This is a genomic window from Mesorhizobium sp. ISC25 (assembly GCF_042295465.1).
Taxonomy (GTDB): domain Bacteria; phylum Pseudomonadota; class Alphaproteobacteria; order Rhizobiales; family Rhizobiaceae; genus Mesorhizobium.
In genome coordinates this window covers 4,515,495-4,534,275 of record NZ_CP135441.1, presented here as the reverse complement: position 1 = coordinate 4,534,275, position 18,781 = coordinate 4,515,495, and the positions used below count along the sequence as shown (strand labels likewise).

The 18,781-nt window shown below is 63.2% G+C and carries 22 protein-coding genes; 17 read left to right on the top strand and 5 right to left on the bottom strand.

Going from position 1 to position 18,781, the window contains the following annotated elements; translation table 11 throughout:
- Window positions 1-28 precede the first annotated feature (28 nt).
- The 4 genes from RQ479_RS22445 to RQ479_RS22430 all read left to right on the top strand — a co-directional run bounded on the left by RQ479_RS22445 (window position 29) and on the right by RQ479_RS22430 (window position 2,164).
- The gene (locus RQ479_RS22445) at window positions 29-673 is read left to right on the top strand and encodes an arylesterase (RefSeq protein ID WP_376702673.1); all 645 of its coding nucleotides are present in this window, start codon (window positions 29-31) and stop codon (window positions 671-673) included.
- 136 nt (window positions 674-809) lie between these two features.
- Complete coding sequence (thpR, locus tag RQ479_RS22440; protein WP_352466496.1) at window positions 810-1,406, top strand: RNA 2',3'-cyclic phosphodiesterase; 597 nt, start codon at window positions 810-812, stop codon at window positions 1,404-1,406.
- Between the two features lie 6 nt (window positions 1,407-1,412).
- Window positions 1,413-1,709, top strand: coding sequence for a 4a-hydroxytetrahydrobiopterin dehydratase (locus RQ479_RS22435; RefSeq protein ID WP_376702672.1), 297 nt, complete (start codon window positions 1,413-1,415; stop codon window positions 1,707-1,709).
- 92 nt (window positions 1,710-1,801) lie between these two features.
- On the top strand, window positions 1,802-2,164 hold the full coding sequence (locus RQ479_RS22430) for a YkvA family protein (protein ID WP_376702671.1): 363 nt from the start codon (window positions 1,802-1,804) through the stop codon (window positions 2,162-2,164).
- Between the two features lie 45 nt (window positions 2,165-2,209).
- On the opposite strand, the gene RQ479_RS22425 is transcribed toward RQ479_RS22430, so the two are convergent.
- Complete coding sequence (locus RQ479_RS22425) at window positions 2,210-2,818, bottom strand: methyltransferase family protein (RefSeq protein WP_376702670.1); 609 nt, start codon at window positions 2,816-2,818, stop codon at window positions 2,210-2,212.
- A gap of 361 nt (window positions 2,819-3,179) precedes the next feature.
- Here RQ479_RS22425 and RQ479_RS22420 point away from each other — a divergent pair, with 361 nt between their 5' ends.
- The 3 genes from RQ479_RS22420 (at window position 3,180) to RQ479_RS22410 (ending at window position 5,558) form a co-directional block, all read left to right on the top strand.
- Window positions 3,180-3,686, top strand: a complete 507-nt coding sequence (locus tag RQ479_RS22420) for an invasion associated locus B family protein (RefSeq protein ID WP_352719382.1) — start codon at window positions 3,180-3,182, stop codon at window positions 3,684-3,686.
- 190 nt (window positions 3,687-3,876) lie between these two features.
- The gene (gene rlmN / locus RQ479_RS22415; protein WP_376702669.1) at window positions 3,877-5,109 is read left to right on the top strand and encodes a 23S rRNA (adenine(2503)-C(2))-methyltransferase RlmN; all 1,233 of its coding nucleotides are present in this window, start codon (window positions 3,877-3,879) and stop codon (window positions 5,107-5,109) included.
- A complete protein-coding gene (locus RQ479_RS22410; RefSeq protein ID WP_376702668.1) occupies window positions 5,106-5,558 on the top strand; it encodes a hypothetical protein in 453 nt (150 codons plus the stop codon). The genes rlmN and RQ479_RS22410 overlap by 4 nt, the downstream gene beginning before the upstream one ends.
- A 46-nt stretch (window positions 5,559-5,604) precedes the next feature.
- Here the strand turns inward: RQ479_RS22410 and RQ479_RS22405 are convergent, their stop codons facing one another.
- Window positions 5,605-6,249, bottom strand: a complete 645-nt coding sequence (locus RQ479_RS22405) for a LysE family translocator (RefSeq protein ID WP_376702667.1) — start codon at window positions 6,247-6,249, stop codon at window positions 5,605-5,607.
- A 168-nt stretch (window positions 6,250-6,417) separates the two neighbouring features.
- Between RQ479_RS22405 and RQ479_RS22400 the strand changes: the two genes are divergently transcribed.
- Both RQ479_RS22400 and RQ479_RS22395 read left to right on the top strand, forming a co-directional pair.
- Entirely contained in the window at window positions 6,418-7,641 is a 1,224-nt protein-coding gene (locus RQ479_RS22400) for an argininosuccinate synthase (RefSeq protein ID WP_352719385.1), read from the top strand.
- Between the two features lie 658 nt (window positions 7,642-8,299).
- Window positions 8,300-8,821, top strand: a complete 522-nt coding sequence (locus tag RQ479_RS22395) for a hypothetical protein (RefSeq protein WP_376702666.1) — start codon at window positions 8,300-8,302, stop codon at window positions 8,819-8,821.
- A gap of 108 nt (window positions 8,822-8,929) precedes the next feature.
- Here RQ479_RS22395 and RQ479_RS22390 read toward each other — a convergent pair whose 3' ends face one another.
- Entirely contained in the window at window positions 8,930-9,730 is an 801-nt protein-coding gene (locus tag RQ479_RS22390) for a lytic murein transglycosylase (RefSeq protein WP_352466610.1), read from the bottom strand.
- A gap of 185 nt (window positions 9,731-9,915) precedes the next feature.
- On the opposite strand from RQ479_RS22390, the gene RQ479_RS22385 reads away from it, so the two are divergent.
- The 7 genes from RQ479_RS22385 (at window position 9,916) to rpsP (ending at window position 16,923) form a co-directional block, all read left to right on the top strand.
- Entirely contained in the window at window positions 9,916-11,163 is a 1,248-nt protein-coding gene (locus tag RQ479_RS22385; RefSeq protein WP_376702665.1) for a flavin monoamine oxidase family protein, read from the top strand.
- Between the two features lie 90 nt (window positions 11,164-11,253).
- The gene (locus RQ479_RS22380) at window positions 11,254-12,348 is read left to right on the top strand and encodes a putative zinc-binding metallopeptidase (RefSeq protein WP_352466506.1); all 1,095 of its coding nucleotides are present in this window, start codon (window positions 11,254-11,256) and stop codon (window positions 12,346-12,348) included.
- A gap of 63 nt (window positions 12,349-12,411) precedes the next feature.
- On the top strand, window positions 12,412-13,014 hold the full coding sequence (locus RQ479_RS22375; RefSeq protein WP_352466507.1) for a DUF1236 domain-containing protein: 603 nt from the start codon (window positions 12,412-12,414) through the stop codon (window positions 13,012-13,014).
- Window positions 13,015-13,162: 148 nt separating this feature from the next.
- Window positions 13,163-14,125 (top strand): lysostaphin resistance A-like protein, encoded by a 963-nt coding sequence (locus tag RQ479_RS22370; protein WP_376702664.1) that lies wholly within the window; start codon window positions 13,163-13,165, stop codon window positions 14,123-14,125.
- Between the two features lie 410 nt (window positions 14,126-14,535).
- Entirely contained in the window at window positions 14,536-16,137 is a 1,602-nt protein-coding gene (gene ffh / locus RQ479_RS22365) for a signal recognition particle protein (protein WP_376702663.1), read from the top strand.
- A gap of 7 nt (window positions 16,138-16,144) precedes the next feature.
- Window positions 16,145-16,471, top strand: coding sequence for a chorismate mutase (locus RQ479_RS22360; protein WP_254817890.1), 327 nt, complete (start codon window positions 16,145-16,147; stop codon window positions 16,469-16,471).
- Window positions 16,472-16,521: 50 nt separating this feature from the next.
- Window positions 16,522-16,923: a 30S ribosomal protein S16 gene (gene rpsP, locus RQ479_RS22355; protein ID WP_254817891.1), complete on the top strand. Its 402-nt coding sequence runs from the start codon at window positions 16,522-16,524 to the stop codon at window positions 16,921-16,923.
- Window positions 16,924-16,995: 72 nt separating this feature from the next.
- On the opposite strand, the gene RQ479_RS22350 is transcribed toward rpsP, so the two are convergent.
- A complete protein-coding gene (locus tag RQ479_RS22350; protein ID WP_352466510.1) occupies window positions 16,996-17,259 on the bottom strand; it encodes a YMGG-like glycine zipper-containing protein in 264 nt (87 codons plus the stop codon).
- A 191-nt stretch (window positions 17,260-17,450) separates the two neighbouring features.
- A complete protein-coding gene (locus tag RQ479_RS22345; RefSeq protein ID WP_376702662.1) occupies window positions 17,451-17,861 on the bottom strand; it encodes a DoxX family protein in 411 nt (136 codons plus the stop codon).
- Window positions 17,862-18,121: 260 nt separating this feature from the next.
- Here RQ479_RS22345 and RQ479_RS22340 point away from each other — a divergent pair, with 260 nt between their 5' ends.
- The gene (locus RQ479_RS22340; protein WP_376702661.1) at window positions 18,122-18,529 is read left to right on the top strand and encodes an ACT domain-containing protein; all 408 of its coding nucleotides are present in this window, start codon (window positions 18,122-18,124) and stop codon (window positions 18,527-18,529) included.
- The last annotated feature ends 252 nt before the right edge of the window (window positions 18,530-18,781 follow it).

The following is an 18,781-nucleotide window of genomic DNA, read 5'->3' as shown; positions in this document are numbered from 1 at the left end:
CTGTTCCTGGTCATATGGGGCCTGCCGCATGGCTTTCAAACACACCTTTGCCGCAGCCTTCGCCCTTTTCCTCGCGATTTGCGGCGCCATTCCGTCGGCACGCGCCGAGCCCTTCACCATTGTCGGTTTCGGCGACAGCTTGATGGCAGGCTTTGGGCTCGGGCCAGGGGAAGGCTTTACCGAAAAGCTGCAGGCCGCGCTGCGCGCCAAGGGCTACGATGTCACGGTCACCAATGCCGGCGTCTCCGGCGATACGACGAGCGGCGGCCTGTCGCGGCTCGACTGGTCGGTGCCGGACGGCACGCAACTGGTCATCCTGGAGCTCGGCGCCAACGACATGCTGCGCGGCGTTTCGCCCGCCATAGCGGAAAAGAACCTGGATGCCATGCTGGCAAAGCTGAAGCAGCGCAAGATCGCTGTGTTGCTGGCCGGAATGCGCGCGGCGCCCAATCTCGGCGCCGATTACCAGAACGCCTTCGACGCGACCTTTCCGAGACTGGCTGAAAAATACGGCGTGCCGCTCTATCCTTTCTTTCTCGAGGGCATCGCCGGCCAATCCGTCCTGCAGCTCGAAGACGGTCTTCATCCAAACGCCCGAGGCGTCGACCGCATCGTCGAGGGTATCCTGCCCAGCGTGGAGAAGACCATTGAAGCGGTCCGAGGCAATTCCTGAAGGCGAGGGTTCGCCGCCGCAACACCTTCCGCTGGGGAAGCTTTTAGGCAGGCCTGCGACCAACAAACCCCTTGCCCCGTTTGAATATCGATGATTCGCTAGGGCAAGAGTTCGATTCGAGGACAGGAGGCTTCCCATGCCGCGTCTTTTTACCGCCCTCGAAATACCGCGTGATGCCGCTCTTTCGTTGTCCCTGCTCAGGGGCGGCCTGCCTGGAGCCCGCTGGATCGACGTCGAAAACTATCATCTGACGCTGCGCTTCATCGGCGATGTCGAGGGCCATGTCGCCGACGAGATCGCCAACGCGCTCGACCGCGTTCACCGCCCGTCCTTCCCGCTGACGCTGTCCGGCGTCGGCGCCTTCGGCCAGAAGAAGCCGCATGCGGTGTGGGCCGGGGTCGCCGCTTCGCCCGATCTTTCCGCATTGCAGGCCGAGATCGAGCGCATCTGCCAGCGGCTCGGCATCCCGGCCGACCCGCGCAAGTTCATGCCGCATGTGACGCTGGCCCGCCTGCGCAATTCGAGCCCGCTCGATGTCGCCCAGTATCTGTCGGCGCGCGGCAATTTTTCGACGCTGCCGTTTCGGGTCGGCCGCTTCGTGCTGATGTCGTCGCGCGACTCGGTCGGCGGCGGGCCTTACGTCGTCGAGGAAGCTTGGCCGCTTTCGGGTGCCGACAGCCGGGCCGCCAGCCGGTTGGTCGGTGCCGCCGACGCTTCGCGGATCATGCGGTAGACGGACATGGCCAGAGAGAAACTTGCAAAGGAAGCGATCCGCGCCGAACTTGCCGGCCTCGACGGCTGGTCGCTGGCCAAGGACGGTGGCTCGATCACGCGCACCTTCACCTTCAAGAATTTCTCCGAAGCCTTTGCCTTCATGACCCGCGTCGCCCTGGCGGCGGAGAAGATGGACCACCATCCCGACTGGTCGAACGTCTACAAGACGGTAAACGTGACCCTCAACACGCACGACGCCGGCGGCCTGACGGCGCTGGATTTCGATCTGGCCAGGAAGATGAACCGCTATTTCGGCGGCTGAGCCTATCTGCACCTTGCAGCGAGGTTCAGCTTTCACCACATCTTGCCTCGCAGTCACGCGTGAAGTCACGCGACGGCGGCAAGGAGAGATTGATGGCGCAAAAATCCGGTTTTGATTTCTTCGGCCTCGGCAGCAAGCCAGGCAATGAGAGCGAAGTGCGCGAAAAGTTCTGGCGTACGGCGAAGAAGGCCGCCCGGCAGATCCCGTTCATGGAAGAGGTGGTCGCCGCCTATTACTGCGCCATGGACAAGAGGACGCCGCTGCGCGCCAAGGGCACATTGCTGGCTGCGCTCGGTTATTTTGTGCTGCCGACGGACGTCATCCCCGATTTCGTCCTTGGGCTAGGCTTCACCGACGACATCGCAGTGCTGACCGCCGCGATTACCGCCGTCAGCGCCCACATCACGCCGGCGCACCGGCTCGCCGCCAAGCAGGCCATCGCCGACAAGAGCTGAGCCGGTGCGACGCAAAAAATCGCGCGAGATCCGACTTTCCGGCCGTCAAACCCACCGCCGCACCCGCGCCTTGTAGGCGCGATAGACATCTCCGAACTTCCGCTCGAGGTAGCGCTCTTCCGGCTCAATGACGCCGGTATTGATCACCCACAGCAGGGGGATGACGAGCGCGATAGCCCAAAGACTTCCGGCCGCGACGCCGAGGCCGAGATAGATGAGGGCCGCTCCCAGATAGAACGGGTTCCTGGTCCGCCGATAGACCCCGTCGACGACCAGCGCGGTCGTTGGCAAGGTCGGTGGTATGTTGGTTCCAGCGGCCTGAAAGCGGCCCGCCGCCATAAAGATGAGCACGAAGCCGCACACCGCGAGCACAGCGCCGGCCAGATAGCGGGCGAGGGCCTGCCCGGCCATGACCGGGAGCGGCGCGAGCACATCGAGCACGGTTGCCGCCGCCAGGAAGCCGAGGAAGATCAAAGGCGGCAGCGCAATGACCCCGGGCACGTCGGGCGCGCCCGATCCGCCTGCCACCTCTCCGCCATCCGACCGGGGCACCGCGCCGCTGGCCGCCGCGCGGACGGCGACACGAATGCCGAACACGATCGCCAGGACGACTGTGCCGCCCGCCAGGATCAGAACTGTCTCGGAAATGGCCATGACCAAATCTCCCGTAAGCCGCCAAGGAGGGCACCCTGGCCGAGTGCCGTGGCGGCGAACGCAGACATGGTACCGCCTGCAGGGAAATTCGTCACGCACCTCAAAAAAGCAAGAATCGCCGCAAGACCTAGCTGCTTGAAAAGTCAAACTCTTGCCGTTTTCGTGGCCTCCAAGTCGCGGCAGGGACATTGCGCCAGCCGCTTTTTCGAGCGGCAGCGCGAAGACGGCGGCGGTTTCCTGGCGTGAACATCCTTTTCTCAGGGGAAATTCACCGTTTGGTAACCCAGATTAAATCAAAATGAAGCGACGGGCAGGACGCCGGGCCGGCCTGCCGCCGCACCAGTGGAATACGGGAAAAGCGATGCGCGGATTGATTGCTATAGTTTCCAGCCTGGCCCTGGTGGCCTTGACGGTGCCCGCGCTGGCGCAGTCGGCAACCAAGATCGGCCAGCACAATGCCTGGGGCACCTACAGTTATCAGGCGTCGGGCGGCGGCAAGGTCTGCTATGTCCTGACGGTGCCAACCGACAAGCAGCCGCCGACGCTCGATCACGGCGATATGTTCTTCTTCGTCAGCCAGCGGCCGGGGCAGCAAGTGTCCTACGAGCCGCAATTCATCGCCGGCTATACCTTCCAGGAGGGTTCCAAGGCCACCGTCACCATCGACAAGAAGTCTTTCTCGATGTTCACGCGCGGCAAGTCGGCCTGGGTCGAGAACGCCGCCGAGGAGCCGGTGCTGATCGCCGCGATGAAGACCGGCACCGACATGAAGGTGTCGGCCAAGTCCGGGCGCGGCAACACCACCACCTACGTCTTCTCGCTGAAGGGCATCTCGGCGGCGCTGGCCTCGATCGCCAAGTGCAAGTAGAATCCTCGTCCGGGATGTTCACTACCTAACACAGCAGCGTAAAGGACCCAGCGGTCGTGCGGTCTTTCCTTCTCCCTTGCGGGAGAAGGGAGAACCCGGCATGACTCCGCCGCTAACCTGTGCTATGCGCCGCGCTTCATTTCGGGCACGATGCTGTATTCGGCCGCAAATCGCTTATATTGGCGCAACAATGACCCTTTCATTCGATCTTACCACCGAAGGCGCGCGTGACGCGTTGCGCACCCGCACGACGCCCGAAAAGCCCTCGCTGATCGGCTTGACGCGCGCCGAACTTGGGGCTGCCCTTGTCGCTGCCGGCATCGTGCCGGAGCGCCAGGCGAAAATGCGCGCCCAGCAGCTCTGGCATTGGATCTATGTGCGCGGCGTTTCCGATTTTGCCGGCATGTTCAACATCTCCAAGGATCTGCGCGCCGCGCTCGACAGGCATTTCACCGTTGCCAGGCCCGAGATCGTCGAGGAGCAGATTTCCACCGACGGCACGCGCAAATGGCTGTTCCGCTTTCCACCGCGCGGCGCCGGCCGGCCGGTCGAGATCGAGACCGTCTACATTCCCGAAGAAGGCCGCGGCACGCTCTGCATCTCTTCGCAGGTCGGCTGCACCCTGACCTGCTCCTTCTGCCACACCGGCACGCAGAAACTGGTGCGCAACCTGACGGCGGAGGAAATCCTCGCCCAACTTTTGACCGCCCGGGATCGGCTCGGCGATTTCCCCGACCGCGACACGCCCGACGGCGCCATCGTGCCGGCCGAGGGCCGGAAAGTGTCCAACGTCGTCATGATGGGCATGGGCGAGCCGCTCTACAATTTCGAGGCGGTGAAGAAGGCGCTGCTGATCGCATCCGACGGCGACGGGCTTTCCCTGTCGAAGAGGCGCATCACGCTCTCGACATCGGGCGTCGTGCCCGAGATCTTCCGCACCGGTGAGGAGATCGGCGTCATGCTGGCGATCTCGCTGCACGCCACCAATGACGATCTGCGCGACCTTTTGGTGCCGATCAACAAGAAGTATCCGCTCAACGAGCTGATCGCAGCCTGCCGCGCCTATCCCGGCCTGTCCAACGCCAAGCGGATCACCTTCGAATATGTCATGCTGAAGGACGTCAACGATTCGATCGAGGACGCCAAGGCGCTGGTCAAGCTGCTCAAGGGCATTCCGGCCAAGATCAATCTGATCCCGTTCAATCCGTGGCCGGGCACCAATTACCAGTGCTCGGACTGGGAGACGATCGAGAAATTCGCCGACTACATCAACAATGCCGGCTACGCCTCGCCGATCCGCACGCCGCGCGGCCGCGACATCCTCGCCGCCTGCGGCCAGCTCAAGTCGGACTCCGAGCGCATGCGCAAGGTCGACCGGCTGGCGCTGGAAGCGATGATGATCGCGGGGCACGGCGAGGCGTGAATCGCCTGGTCGCCTATCTGATCCGCTTCGCCGTCATCCTGATCGGCTATGGTGTTGCTTCGCTGGCGGCAAGCGCCTTCCTTAACGTCATGTTCCTGGCATCGCTTGGGCTGATGACGGACGAAACGCAACCGGCGGCGCAGGCGTCGCTGTGGTTTTCAATCCCCTTCGTCGCGCTGTTCGTCGCCTATTTCGCCTTCATGCCGGCCGCCATCGCCATCCTCGTCTCCGAGATCCTTGGCCGGCGTGACTGGCTGTTCTATGCGCTGGCGGGTGCTGTGGTCTCGGCGGTCTTCCTTGGCTTCGTCCACCAGACGGCCGATGCCAATTTCGAGGTTACCAATACCAGCGTCATGCTGGCGGTGATCGGCTGCGGCATGGTCGGCGGTATTTTCTACTGGCTGAGCGCCGGGCGCACGGCCGGAAGCTGGCGCCAGATCAGCGCATGACCCCGAACCAAAGGTTCGGAAAGGATCATGCGCAAAATGAAAGTACCTATTTCGCCTGGGCCGTCAGGATCTTGAGCGCGAAGGCCGAAAAAACTCCGGCAAAGAGATAGTCGACGACGCGCGTCACGCGCGGGCTGGATTTCATCGCGGCCGAGAACTTTTCCGCCGCCAGCACCATCGGCGCCGTCACCGGGATCGCCAGCACGACGAACATCGCGCCGAGGAAGAACAGCTTTCCCGGTGCGTTGGGATCATGCGCGGAGACGAATTGCGGCAGGAAGGTCATGAAAAACAGGATGATCTTCGGGTTGAGCAGATTGACCCCGAGCCCCGCCGCCCAGCTGCGGAACAGCGAGATCTGCGGCCCGCTCTTCGCGTTCTCCGGTGAAAACGCCGACCCTTTTGTGATCGCCTGCCATGCCAGGAAGACCAGGTACCCGGCGCCGAAAATCTTCAGCACGAAGAACGCCATCGGCGAAGCGACGATCAGCGCCGAGACGCCGACCACCACCAGCGTGGTGTGGATCAGCGTGCCGCACAAGGCGCCGGCCATTGAGGCAAAGCCGGTGGCGCGGCCCTGGCTCAGCGTGCGCGACACGAACAGCGTCATATCAGGCCCAGGCGTGATCGCCAGGATGAAGGTGGCGATGGAGAACTGGATAAGCGTCGTACTGTCGGGGATGAAGGACATGGTTCGTCTCGGTGCGGCAAAGACGGCGCAGCCATAGCGCAAGAGCCGTGTCCTCGCCAGCCTCTGGGCGATACAGCATCTGGTCCAGGCATCGTTCGTCCCTTGCGCTGGCCTAAAACGGCGTGATACCTCGCCCGCGAAAGAACCCCTGTCGCGGAACCGCCCACCATGTCGAAAGCAAAAGCCGTCAAGAAAGTCGTGCTCGCCTATTCCGGCGGCCTTGACACCTCGATCATCCTGAAATGGCTGCAGACCGAGCTCGGTGCCGAGGTCGTGACCTTCACGGCCGATCTAGGCCAGGGTGGCGAACTCGAGCCGGCCAGGCGCAAGGCCGAGATGATGGGCATCAAGGATATCCGCATCGTCGATGTCCGCGAGGAGTTCGTATCCGATTTCGTCTTCCCGATGTTCCGCGCCAACGCTGTTTATGAAGGCACGTATCTGCTCGGCACCTCGATCGCCCGGCCACTGATCTCGAAACATCTTGTCGAGATCGCCAGGGAGACCGGCGCCGATGCGATCGCCCATGGCGCCACCGGCAAGGGCAACGACCAGGTGCGTTTCGAGCTCTCGGCCTATGCGCTCAACCCCGACATCAAGGTCATCGCGCCCTGGCGCGACTGGTCGTTCAAGTCGCGCACGGACCTCATCAATTTCGCCGAGCAGCACCAGATCCCGGTGCCGAAGGATAAAAAGGGCGACGCACCCTTCTCGGTCGACGCTAACCTGCTGCATTCCTCCTCCGAGGGCAAGGTGCTGGAGGACCCTTGGAGCGAGCCGCCGGAATTCGTCCACCAGCGCACCATCTCGCCTATGGATGCGCCCGATGAGGTCACCGAGATCGAGATCGAATTCCTCAAGGGCGACCCGGTTGCGCTCAACGGCAAGAAACTGTCGCCGGCAACGATGCTGGCGGCGCTGAACGATCTCGGCCGCGACAACGGCATCGGCCGGCTCGACCTGGTCGAGAACCGTTTCGTCGGCATGAAATCGCGCGGCGTCTACGAGACCCCCGGCGGCACCATCCTGATATCGGCCCACCGGGCGATCGAATCGATCACGCTCGACCGCGGAGCCGCCCATCTCAAGGACGAGTTCATGCCGCGCTACGCCGAGCTCATTTACAACGGCTTCTGGTTCGCGCCCGAGCGGCTGATGCTGCAGGCGATGATCGACAAGAGCCAGGAAGACGTCGAAGGCACCGTGCGGCTAAAACTCTACAAGGGCAACGTCATGATCACCGGCCGCAAGTCGAGGAAGACGCTCTATTCCGATGCGCTGGTCACCTTCGAGGACGACCGCGGCGCCTACGATCAGAAGGACGCCGAAGGCTTCATCCGCCTCAATGCGCTCAGGCTGCGGACGCTGGCAGCGCGCAACCGCAAGGGCTGATATTCTAACAGGCCATATGCTTAGACGAATTAGGAACCGGCGAATACACCGGGTTTTATTTGGCGTCCCTAATATATCGAGGCCGCGCTCTCAGATCGTTTCCTGTTTGACCTTTCGATGGTTTAACCTTACTTGTCTTGCGGGTCGGAGGGTTTTGACAAGTGAAAAATAGAATTTTTCTTCTGCTTGCGGCCGTGGCCGTCTTTACCGGGTGTCAATCCACGCCACCCCCGTCGGGGCAAACATCCAAATTCCATACCTGCAAAAGTTTTGACGGCCCCTTCCAGATTCCCGCTTCCCAGCAATGCCCGTTGAGCGGCTACGCGCAGGGTCCCCGAGTCCCGACAGTCATCGGGGGCAAGCCAAAGGCGGCTACCCCGGCCCCGCTGAACTCCAAATTCCGTACCTGCAAAAGTTTTAACGGCCCCTTCCAGATTCCCGTTTCCCAGCAATGCCCGTTGAGCGGCTACGCGCAGGATTCCGGAGTCCCGGTAGTCATCGAGGGCAAGCCAAAAGCGGCCACCCCGGCGCCATGACGCTCAAGTTTCGCACCTGAACACGGTGTTGATGGCACCTTCCAGGCTCCCGTTTCACAGAAATGCCCCTCGAGCGGCTACGCGCATTATTGAGCGTGATATGCCCAGGCGCTTGGCCACTCTTGGAGCCGGTTTCCTGCCCGCGTTGGCTGTTCTCGCGAACTTGGCTGTCGCCAAAAGCCACCGACTATGACCCCGCCTCGCTCGACCTCGCCGCGCTGATCAAGTGCAGGGCTGACGTTTCGACGTATGCTGGTTTTGCCCTTTGGCTGAGCGACCGCCCCGATGCGCCCGCAAAACTCGGCTGGAAGGACGTTCCTGCCGGCAATCCTTTCCTCAAGCAATATGAAATTGCCGGCCCCGCTTCCCGTGTTCGGGCGCGAAACGGCATCCGTCGTCCTTACCGCGACCGGGCCGATAGCGGTGTTGACGATGTTTCCGCGCCCGATCTCGCCCGAGAGCTCGGCGTCACAGCGCAAATCTCGACGCCGGAAAAATTCCTCGGCGAGAAAATCGTCGTCGAAAGCAGCGAGGAAGCGGACGGCATGACATTTTCCACGCGCATTGCGCTCAATGTCTCAACCGTTAAATCACATCCCGGCAAGGTGCTCGCCGGCTGCTCCTACGCGCTCGACGTGAAATAGAAAGCCCGGCGCGTGGCCGGACTTTCGGTCGAATAGAGCAATTCCAGGGAAAGTGTGAAACGGTTTTCCGTCCGGAATTGCGTTAAAACAGAGCTCTAGAGTTTTCTGTCAGTCGGCATCGATCGCCGTGGCCATGCGGGCGATGGCCTGTTGATAGACGCTCGCCGAATTCCAGCCAGCAATTGCGCCGATATTCGCCTGCGCGCTGGCGCCCGGCCGCCAACCATGACCCTTGAGGAAGTTGGCGGTGGAAGCCAACGCAGTGCTCTTGTCGCGCAGATTTTTGTTGCCTACGCCATACGTCAACACATTTCCGGGCAGGAACTGCGTGTGGCCAATCTCGCCATGCGCGGCACCGACCGACGAGGCGCTCAGCGCTCCGCGATCAACCAGCTTCAGGGCTGCAATGGCATGCGGATAGAAGAACTCCGGACGGCGGCAATCATAGGCAAGCGTTAAAATGGCAGAGACCGTATTCTGGTTGCCCATGGCGGAACCGAAGCCCGTCTCCATACCCCAGATGGCGAGCAACACACCCGGCGACACGCCGTAGGTCCCTTCGATCTTGTCGAACAGCGCAGCATTGGCCTTCTTCAGCGCACGGCCCCTGGCAATGATCGCGGACGCGCCACGGCGCTTCATGAAAGCTTCCACCGAGCCGCTGAAAGCCTTATGGATGGCGCGGTCGACGGAGATCGTCTTTGTCGCGTAGGTTGCGCGAGCCAGAGCGGCCAGACCCTTCGAGCCGACACCGTCGGCCTTGGCCTCCGCGGCAAACTCCGGTTTCCACGCCTCGAAGCCGGCGCCGTTTTTGCCACAACTGGCCGCCGCCTGCGCGCCCGTCGCCAGCGCAAGCACCGCCACCACCGTGGCCACTACAAACATCTTCCCCTTGGCAAGAAATGCCATGCTGCTCTCCTGGTTGCCTGAATCACGTTCCCAATTGCGAATTTGCCAGCGAAACACCTGCTTGTCACTGTCCCGGCGCTGCGCCGATGCACTCAATACAGCAGGAACTTCAAATCCACCACACTGGCGGATGTCCGGGAATTTGCCTACGATCAAGTAATTATTGTGGCGGGGACAGAATAAGCATGGAAGACGTTGATGTCGTGATCATCGGCGCCGGTTCGGCCGGACTTTCGGCTGCCAAGACCCTGCGCGCCGCCGGTTTTTCCTTCAAATTGTTGGAAGCGATGAACCGCATCGGCGGCCGCGCCTGGACCAGCGACCAGCATTTCGGCGTGCCGTTCGACATCGGCTGCGCCTGGCTGCATGCCGCGGACCGCAACCCTTACTTTCCCGAGGCGAAAGCCGCTGCCTGGACGCTTCATCACCACGACATGAATGTCGATCATCTCTATTACCGCGAGCGAAAGGCAAGCGAAGCCGAGGAGGCGGCGATGAAGGTGGCCGACGCAAGGCTGTTCGAACTGGTGGCGGCACATCAGGTGAGGGAAGGCGACGACGACCGCCTTTCGGCATTGCTCGCCAAGGGACACGCGCCGCGCGCCGCCGCAACCTTCGCCGGGCCGATGGATTTCGGCGCCGACGAGGACGAGATATCGATCCGCGACTTTCAGGCCGCCGCCGATCTCGATCCGAACTATTTCACCAGGGAAGGCTTCGGTACGCTGGTTGCCCGCTTCGGTGCCGATGTGCCGGTGGAACTGTCGACGCCGGTGCGCAAGATCGTCTGGGATGGGCCGGGCGTAGCCTGCGTCACCGATCGCGGTACCATCCGCGCCAAGGCTATCGTCGTCACCGCCTCGCCGGCAGTGCTCGCCTTCGAGGAGATTGCGTTCTCGCCTGCACTCCCCGATGCGCATTTCGCCGCCTTCTTCGACCTGCCGATGGGCATGCTGACCAAGCTGCCGGTCGAAATATCCGGTACAAGGCTCGGCCTGGAGCCGTTCGACGATTTGCTGATCGAGCGGCTGGCCAGGCACGACATCTACTTCCTCTGCTTTCCCTTCGACCTCGATCTGATGGTCGGTTTCGTCGGCGGCGATTTCGCCTGGGAGATGTCTGCGGCGGGCGAGGCGGCCGGCATCGACTTCGTCGTCGACCGGCTCTGCGGCATCTTCGGCGGCGACGTGCGAACACATGTCGGACGCGCAATGATGACCAATTGGGGCGCTGAGCGGTTCGTGCGCGGCGCCTATGCGGCGGCGCGGCCCGGCCGCTCGCAAGCGCGCGCCACGCTGATGCAGCCGGTGGCGGAAAAGATCTTCTTCGCCGGCGAGCATTTGGCCGGTCCGCTGATGCAGACCTGCGGCGGCGCCAGATTGTCGGGCGAGGCAGTGGCCAAGGAGGTCGTCGCCCAGCTTGCGGCAAAATAGCATCGGCCGGCAGGAACGCGGGCAGCCGACAGGCGTTTGGCGTTCTCCTGCTCGCATCGTCCTCCGCATTTCGAATGATTTGAGACGCCAATGAAGCTTTTCGACTGCCCGCATTGTGGCCACCGTCTCTATTTCGAGAACGCGCAATGCCTGAACTGCGCCAGCCTCGTGCTCTACGATCCCGAGCATGCGCGCTTCGCGCTGTCCGGCGCCGATGCCTTTCACTGCACCAACGCCGACGAATCCGCCTGCAACTGGATGGCGGAGCCCGGCCACGCCTTCTGCCGCGCCTGTGCGCTGAACCAGTTGATCCCGGATCTGTCGGTCGACGGCAATCGCCGCCGCTGGATCCGTGTCGAGGCGGCAAAGAAGCGTGCCGTCTATTCGCTGCTCGCCTTCGGCCTGCCGGTCGCACCCAAGCAGAACCCTAGCGACGAGATCGGCCTTGCGTTCGATTTTCTTGCCGATCCGATCGGTGGCGGTCCCGGCGGCGAGCGTATCCTGACCGGTCATGACAACGGGCGGATCACGCTCAACGTCGCCGAGGCGGATTCGGCCGAGCGCGAAAGGCGGCGCGTCGAGATGGGCGAGAACTACCGCACGCTGCTCGGCCATTTCCGCCATGAGCTCGGCCATTATTACTGGGACCGCCTGATCCGTGACGATCCGCAGAAGCTTGCCGGTTTTCGCGCCTTGTTCGGCGACGAACGCGCCGACTACGAACAAGCGCTGAAAACCTATTATGCCGATGGCGCGCCGCCCGACTGGCAGCAGCAGCATATTTCGGCCTATGCGACGTCGCACCCATGGGAGGACTGGGCCGAGACATGGGCGCATCACATGCACATCACCGACACACTGGAGATGGTGCATGCACTGAATTTCCCGCTCGGCCGGCTGGAGACCGTTGAAGCCAACGAGTTGCCGCGCGCCGATACCGGCGGCGAGCTGCAGCCGGCACCATCGGAACCCGCCGCCAGGCCGGAGCCTTTCGAAAGGATTCTCGACCGCTGGCTGGTGCTGTCGGAGGCGTCCAACTCGATCAACCGCTGCATGGGCCTGCCCGATCTCTATCCCTTCGTCATCTCGGACGTGGCGGCGCAAAAACTTGCTTTTGTTCACGAGCTTTTGACCGACCTGCCGAAAACTACTGGAACAAATCGTGAGCCGGCCGCAGCCTTTTAGCCGGAACGCATGCGGCTTTGCTTCGTTTTCCGTCCCAAGGGACTGTGAAACGGAGAGAAAACCATGAAACGCATATTGTTTCCGGCGGTGGCCGGAGCGCTCATAGCGATGTCGGGCTCTGCTTTGGCCGACACCGCCGTCTCGGCCATCACCGATCTCAATGTACGCGCCGGCCCCGGGCCGCAGTATCCGGTCATCGGCGTGCTCGCCGCCGGCCAGTCGGCGACGCTCGACGGCTGCATCGCCAATAGCAAATGGTGCACCATCGCCGAGGCCAACGGCCAGGGCTGGGTCTATTCCGACTATGTGACGGCCGATTTCGGCGGCAGCCGTGTGGTTCTGACACAGCGTCCGGCCAGCGCCGACATTGCCGTGGTGACACCGCCGGCCGATAGCGCCGAATATTCCGACACCTATACCGGAGCGATCGTTGCCGGCGAGGCGATCGAGCCCATCCGGCGGCCGCCGGCGGAAATCCGCACCTATGTCGAAACGAACCGGCTCGATCCGGTTTATCTCGAAGGCGAGGTGGTGACCGGCGCGACTTTGCCCGACACCGTCGAGCTGCGCGAGATACCCGATTATGATTATCGCTACGTCTATGTGAACGGCCAGCCGGCGCTGGTCGATCCGAGCAGCCGGCGTATCGTGTACGTCGTGCGCTGACGTCGCAAAACAGGGCGGTCGCCCTGTAACGGCGGCCGCTCGCACTACTGACATTGCCGCAAACCCGTATTGCTGCTGCAATACCGGTTTCCACATTGGGGCCGATGTTCTAGACCTTGCGAGCCGAAGCACCAGCCAGCGACCCCGCGTGATCATCGACCCCACCGCCTTCCAACAGTACCGGCACACCGCCAACGACAAGACCACCTTGCCGCGCCTTGTGCTTGGAACTGTGGTCGTCGTCCTGTTCTGGCTCGGAACCACTGCCGCCGTGCTGTTCGGCGGCACCTATGCCTTTGCCGTGTGGCAGGCGTCGTCAGGCACCGCCCCGCCAGGGGTGGTGCAGGATTTCATGGCCTCTCCCGCGGGCATCCTCGCGACGCTGGCTTCATTTGCCGGAATCTGGCTCGGCCTTTGGGCTGCCATGCGCTGGATCCATCGCGAGAAGCTGACGGTCCTGATCGGCGTCAGCCGGCGCATTTCATGGTCGGGGTTCCTGAAAGGGTTGGCCGCGGTGCTGATCACCTCGCTGCTTTCCGAGATCCTGCTCTATGGCCTGCAGCCCGACATCGCGCGCGGCGCGATCGGCCTGTCCTCGTGGCTTTTGTTCCTGATCCCGATCGCCGCCCTGACCTTTCTGCAGACCTCGTCGGAGGAGATGCTGTTTCGCGGTTACCTGCTCAGAGGTCTGGCAAGCCGATTCCAGAACCCATTCATCTGGGCGCTGCTGCCGGGATTGCTGTTCACCTCGCTGCACTGGAGCCCAGGCTCGAGCGTAGCGATCAATGCCTGCGTGCTGGCCTCGATCGCCGCCTTTGCGCTGTTGCTGACGCTTCTGGTCTACGCAACCGGCAATCTCGGTGCCGGCTTTGGCGCCCATCTCGGCAACAATCTGACCGGCTTCCTGCTGATTTCGCATCAGCAAAGCTATAATTCTTTCGCCCTGTTCAACGCCAAGCCGCTCGAAGCCGCCGGCTGGACGACTTTGGATGCCGCCCTCATCGCTGCGATCGGCATCGTCAGCAGCCTGTTGACCGTTCTGCTGCTTTTGCATCCGCGCTCGCCGCTGAAGGTCGAGCCGGATGTGGCGCGCGCCGGCAGCGTGCGCTGATGCGCCTTGCCTGGTCGTCCTGAGCATATTTGGCGCAAAGCTTGACCAAAGCTTGACTCTGCGGCCGATTTCCTGTCTACACGCCGCGAATTCCGCGACGAGTATTCCTCCGAGCAAACCGACCGGGACGCCGAAACCTCTTTGAGGTGAAGTGCTGTAAATCGATCCCGGAGGCCAACACCCGGCAGCGCTGTGCGCCCCCGGGTGCTTTTTGGCTTTGGGCTTTGCCCGGACCGGCTTTTGCTTGGACGGTTGGCGCGAACGCATTACCTCTCGGGCATCATCCGGGTGCCAGGGAAAAGGAAAAAGAATGTTTGAATCGCTACAGGAACGCACAAGAGGCGTGGAGGGCCATCGGCCCGACAGGGATCAAAATGAATCCAAGGCGCTGTCGCGCGGTGGGTTGACCAATGTTTGAGTCCCTGCAAGAGCGCCTTGGTTCGATCCTGAACGGCCTCACCGGCCGCGGCGCCTTGTCGGAGGCTGATGTCTCGGCGGCGCTGCGCGAGGTGCGCCGTGCGTTGCTCGAGGCCGACGTGGCGCTGGAAGTGGTGCGTTCCTTCACCGACAAGGTCCGCGAGAAGGCCGTCGGCGCCGCCGTGGTCAAGTCGATCAAGCCCGGCCAGATGGTCGTCAAGATCGTCCATGACGAGCTGGTCGAGATGCTCGGCGCCGAGGGCGTCGCCATCGACCTCAACGCACCGGCTCCGGTCGTCATCATGACGGTCGGCCTGCAGGGTTCCGGCAAGACGACGACCTCAGCCAAGATCGCCAGGCGCCTCACCGACCGTCAAAACAAGAAGGTCTTGATGGCCTCGCTCGACACGCGGCGTCCCGCCGCGCAAGAGCAGCTCCGCCAGCTCGGCGAGCAGGTCAAGGTCGCAACATTGCCGATCGTCGCCGGCCAGACGCCGGTCGATATCGCCCGCCGCGCCGTGCAGGCGGCCAAGCTCGGCGGCCATGACGTCGTCATCCTCGACACTGCCGGCCGCACCCATATCGACGAGCCGTTGATGGTCGAGATGGCCGACATCAAGAAGATGTCGTCGCCGCACGAGATCCTGCTGGTCGCCGATTCGCTGACCGGCCAGGACGCCGTCAATCTGGCAAAAAGCTTCGACGAGCGCGTCGGCATCACCGGCCTCGTGCTGACCCGTATGGACGGCGACGGTCGCGGTGGTGCAGCGCTCTCGATGCGCGCGGTCACCGGCAAGCCGATCAAGCTGATCGGCACCGGCGAAAAAATGGACGCGCTGGAGGAATTCCACCCCAAGCGCATCGCCGACCGCATCCTCGGCATGGGCGACATCGTCAGCCTCGTCGAAAAGGCGGCCGAGAACATCGACGCCGAGCAGGCGGCGGCGATGGCCAAGAAGATGCAGTCGGGCAAGTTCGACCTGAACGACCTCGCCGGCCAGCTTCAGCAAATGTCGAAAATGGGCGGCATGGGCGGCATCATGAGCATGATGCCCGGCATGGGCAAGATGAAGGACCAGATGGCCGCCGCCGGTCTCGACGACAAGATGTTCGGCCGCCAGCTTGCCATCATCTCGTCGATGACCAAGGCCGAGCGCGCCAACCCCGATATTCTGAAGCACTCGCGTAAGAAGCGCATCGCCGCCGGCTCGGGTACCGACGCCGCCGAAATCAACAAACTGTTGAAGATGCATCGCGGCATGGCCGACATGATGAAGGCGATGGGCGGCAAGGGCAAAGGCGGCGGCCTGATGCGCGGCATGATGGGCGGGCTTGCTTCCAAGATGGGGCTCGGCGGCATGATGCCTGGCGGCGCAGGCGGCATGATGGGCGGCGGCATGCCGGACCTCTCCAAGATGGACCCCAGGCAGCTCGAAGCCTTGCAGAAGCAGGCGCAGGCGGCCGGGCTCGGTGGCATGAAGGGCCTGCCCGGTGGTCTTCCCGGTGGCGGTGGCCTGCCTGGGCTGCCCGGTGGCATGAAACTTCCCGGCCTGCCGGGCGGTGGCGGGCTGCCTGGCCTCGGCAAGAAGAAGTGAGGGCGCCATGAACGAAGAGAAAGACATGGCGGACGCGCGTGCGGCGCTGGCCAATTATCGCGCCTCGATCGACAACATCGACGCGGCGCTGATCCACATGCTGGCCGAGCGCTTCCGCTGCACCAAGGCAGTCGGCGTGCTGAAGGCGGAACATGGCCTGCCGCCTGCCGACCCGGCGCGCGAGCAGGAGCAGATCGCCCGTCTTCGCCAGCTGGCGAAGGACGCCCATCTCGACCCGGATTTCGCGGAGAAATTCCTGAACTTCGTCGTCCGCGAAGTGATCCGCCATCACGAGCAGATCGCCGCATCCAACGGCGTGACGAAAACCGGCTGAGGACCAGCCGCCAACCGATCAACCAAATCAGAGCTTTTAGGAGAAAAGAAATGCCACTGAAAATCCGATTGGCCCGTGCGGGCTCGAAGAAGCGTCCCTATTACCATGTCGTCGTCGCCGACGCGCGTTCGCCGCGCGACGGTCGTTTCATCGAGTCGCTCGGCTCGTGGAATCCGCTGCTGCCCAAGGACGGCGAACGCGTCAAGGTCGACGCCGAGCGCGTCAAGCATTGGCTGTCGCATGGCGCCCAGCCGACCGACCGCGTGCTGCGCTTCCTCGATGAAGCCGGCATCGCCAAGCGCGAAGCCCGCTCCAACCCGAAGAAGGCCGAGCCCGGCAAGAAGGCGCAGGAGCGCGCAGCCTTGCTGAAGAAGGCGCAGGAAGATGCCGCCGCGGCCGTTGCCGCCGCTGCAGCCGCGCCGGCCGAGGCGGAAGCCGCCAGCGCCGAATAAATCATCTCCACAACCACGAAACGGCGGGCCTTGCCCGCCGTTTTGCTATTGCATCCATATGATGCGGCCCGATCAATAGCCTTCCGGGCAGCTCGCAACGTAGACACGACCGTTGCGATCGCGATAACGGCATTGGCCACTTTCGCTGGCACGGCCGATCAGCGCACCGGCCAAGGCGCCGGCCGCACCGCCGATCACCGCGCCCTGGGTCGGGTTGCCGGCCACCGCAGCGCCGACCGCCGCACCGCCCAGGCCACCAACTGCCGCGCCTTGCTCGGTACGGGAGCAGGCACCGAGCGGCACCAGCAAGGCCATCAAGATCATCACCTTTTTCATTGTCGTTCCTCTCCAACAGGGTGCCGTCCTCGCCGCTGCACCCCCTAACTCGCAACCAGGCGATTTGATCCAAAGAAGAAGATCGTCTGCCACCCGGCGGCGCTCGATTTGATCCAAAGAGTAGAAAGGCTGCGGCAGACCGCGCCCTCTCTGGCGGCGTGGCCACCATCGAACGGCTTTCGAAGTCGCCGCTATTGGCTGAACGGGAATAACGCGCGCACCCTTGGATCGCGCAGATACAGGCCGCCCCAGAGGATGGCGGCGAGATAGACGCCGAACAGTATGTGCGAGAACAAAGGGCTGCCTATACGCACATGCGTGGCGACGGCGCCGCCGAGATAGGCGGTGAGCAGGATGGCGCCGAGCACCGAGGTGCGCGGCAGCGCGTAAAGCGCTGTCGAGACCAATCCAATGATGCCGAGCATGCGCGAGACATTGGCATCGGCCGGCCAGCCGAGCTCCACCATGGTCTGGGTGACGATTTCGAGCGGTGGTAGCTTGATGACGCCGTCGAAGATCATGAACAGCACGATGACGGCGCTGAGCATGCGACCGGCCCACAGGGCGCGCGGTGAGACGGGTACTGCCTGAGACATGGTCATCGATGTTCCCTCCGGTCGTTGTGAGCACTGGCTCCTTCGCCAGCTCGAACCAAGGACGCGGCCCATGACGGCGATCCGACATGCCTCCAGTTCTTTTTCACTCCGGGGGACGGCGACCTCGGATGTGCAAGTTCAGCCGGCAACGAGCCTGGCCAAGTCCACCTTGCGGGGTGAGGTGGAGGGCGTTATTGAAAATCCGTAGGGATGTCTTCCGAGGGCTCGACGGCAGCCGCCGCCACATCGCACAACGAAAGCAACCGATGGCCGGAGAGACCGACCTGAAACAGTTGCTGGCGGCAATGACGCCGGAATTGCTTGCCGGCGTTCATGTCTTCACCACGTTGCCACCCGATGCGCCCGTTCCCGACAGGCTCCACCTGGTGATGCTGTTTCGCGAGCGCGAGGGCATGACGCTAATCGTGCTTGAAGACCATGCCAAGGCCGCTGGACTGAAAACCGTGTTCCGCTGCCGGATGCTGACGCTGAACATCCATTCGTCGCTGGAAGCGGTCGGCTTCCTCGCCGCCATCACCGCACGACTGGCCGCGGCCGGCATCGGCGTCAATCCGGTCTCGGCCTTCTACCACGATCACCTGTTCGTGCCCGCCGACCGGGCGGAGGAGGCGCTGAAGTTGCTGATGGACCTAGCGGAGGAGAACCGGCTGTGACGCCGTCGCCTTGCTGCCTATTTGAGACGCCTGTGCTGCCCCTCTTCCGCCTGCCGGCACCTTCTCCCCGTGAACGGGGAGAAGGGAGCTAACGGCCGAAGGCCGAGCCTGCGACTGCGGGCCGCCGGCCGTCCGGCGCCCCGCGGAGGGCCAGCCGCGAAGCGGCGATGCGGCCCGTGAGCGAAACAACGGCCGAAGGCCGAGCCCGCGACTGCGGGCCGCCGGTTATCCGGCGCCCCTGCGGAGGCCAGC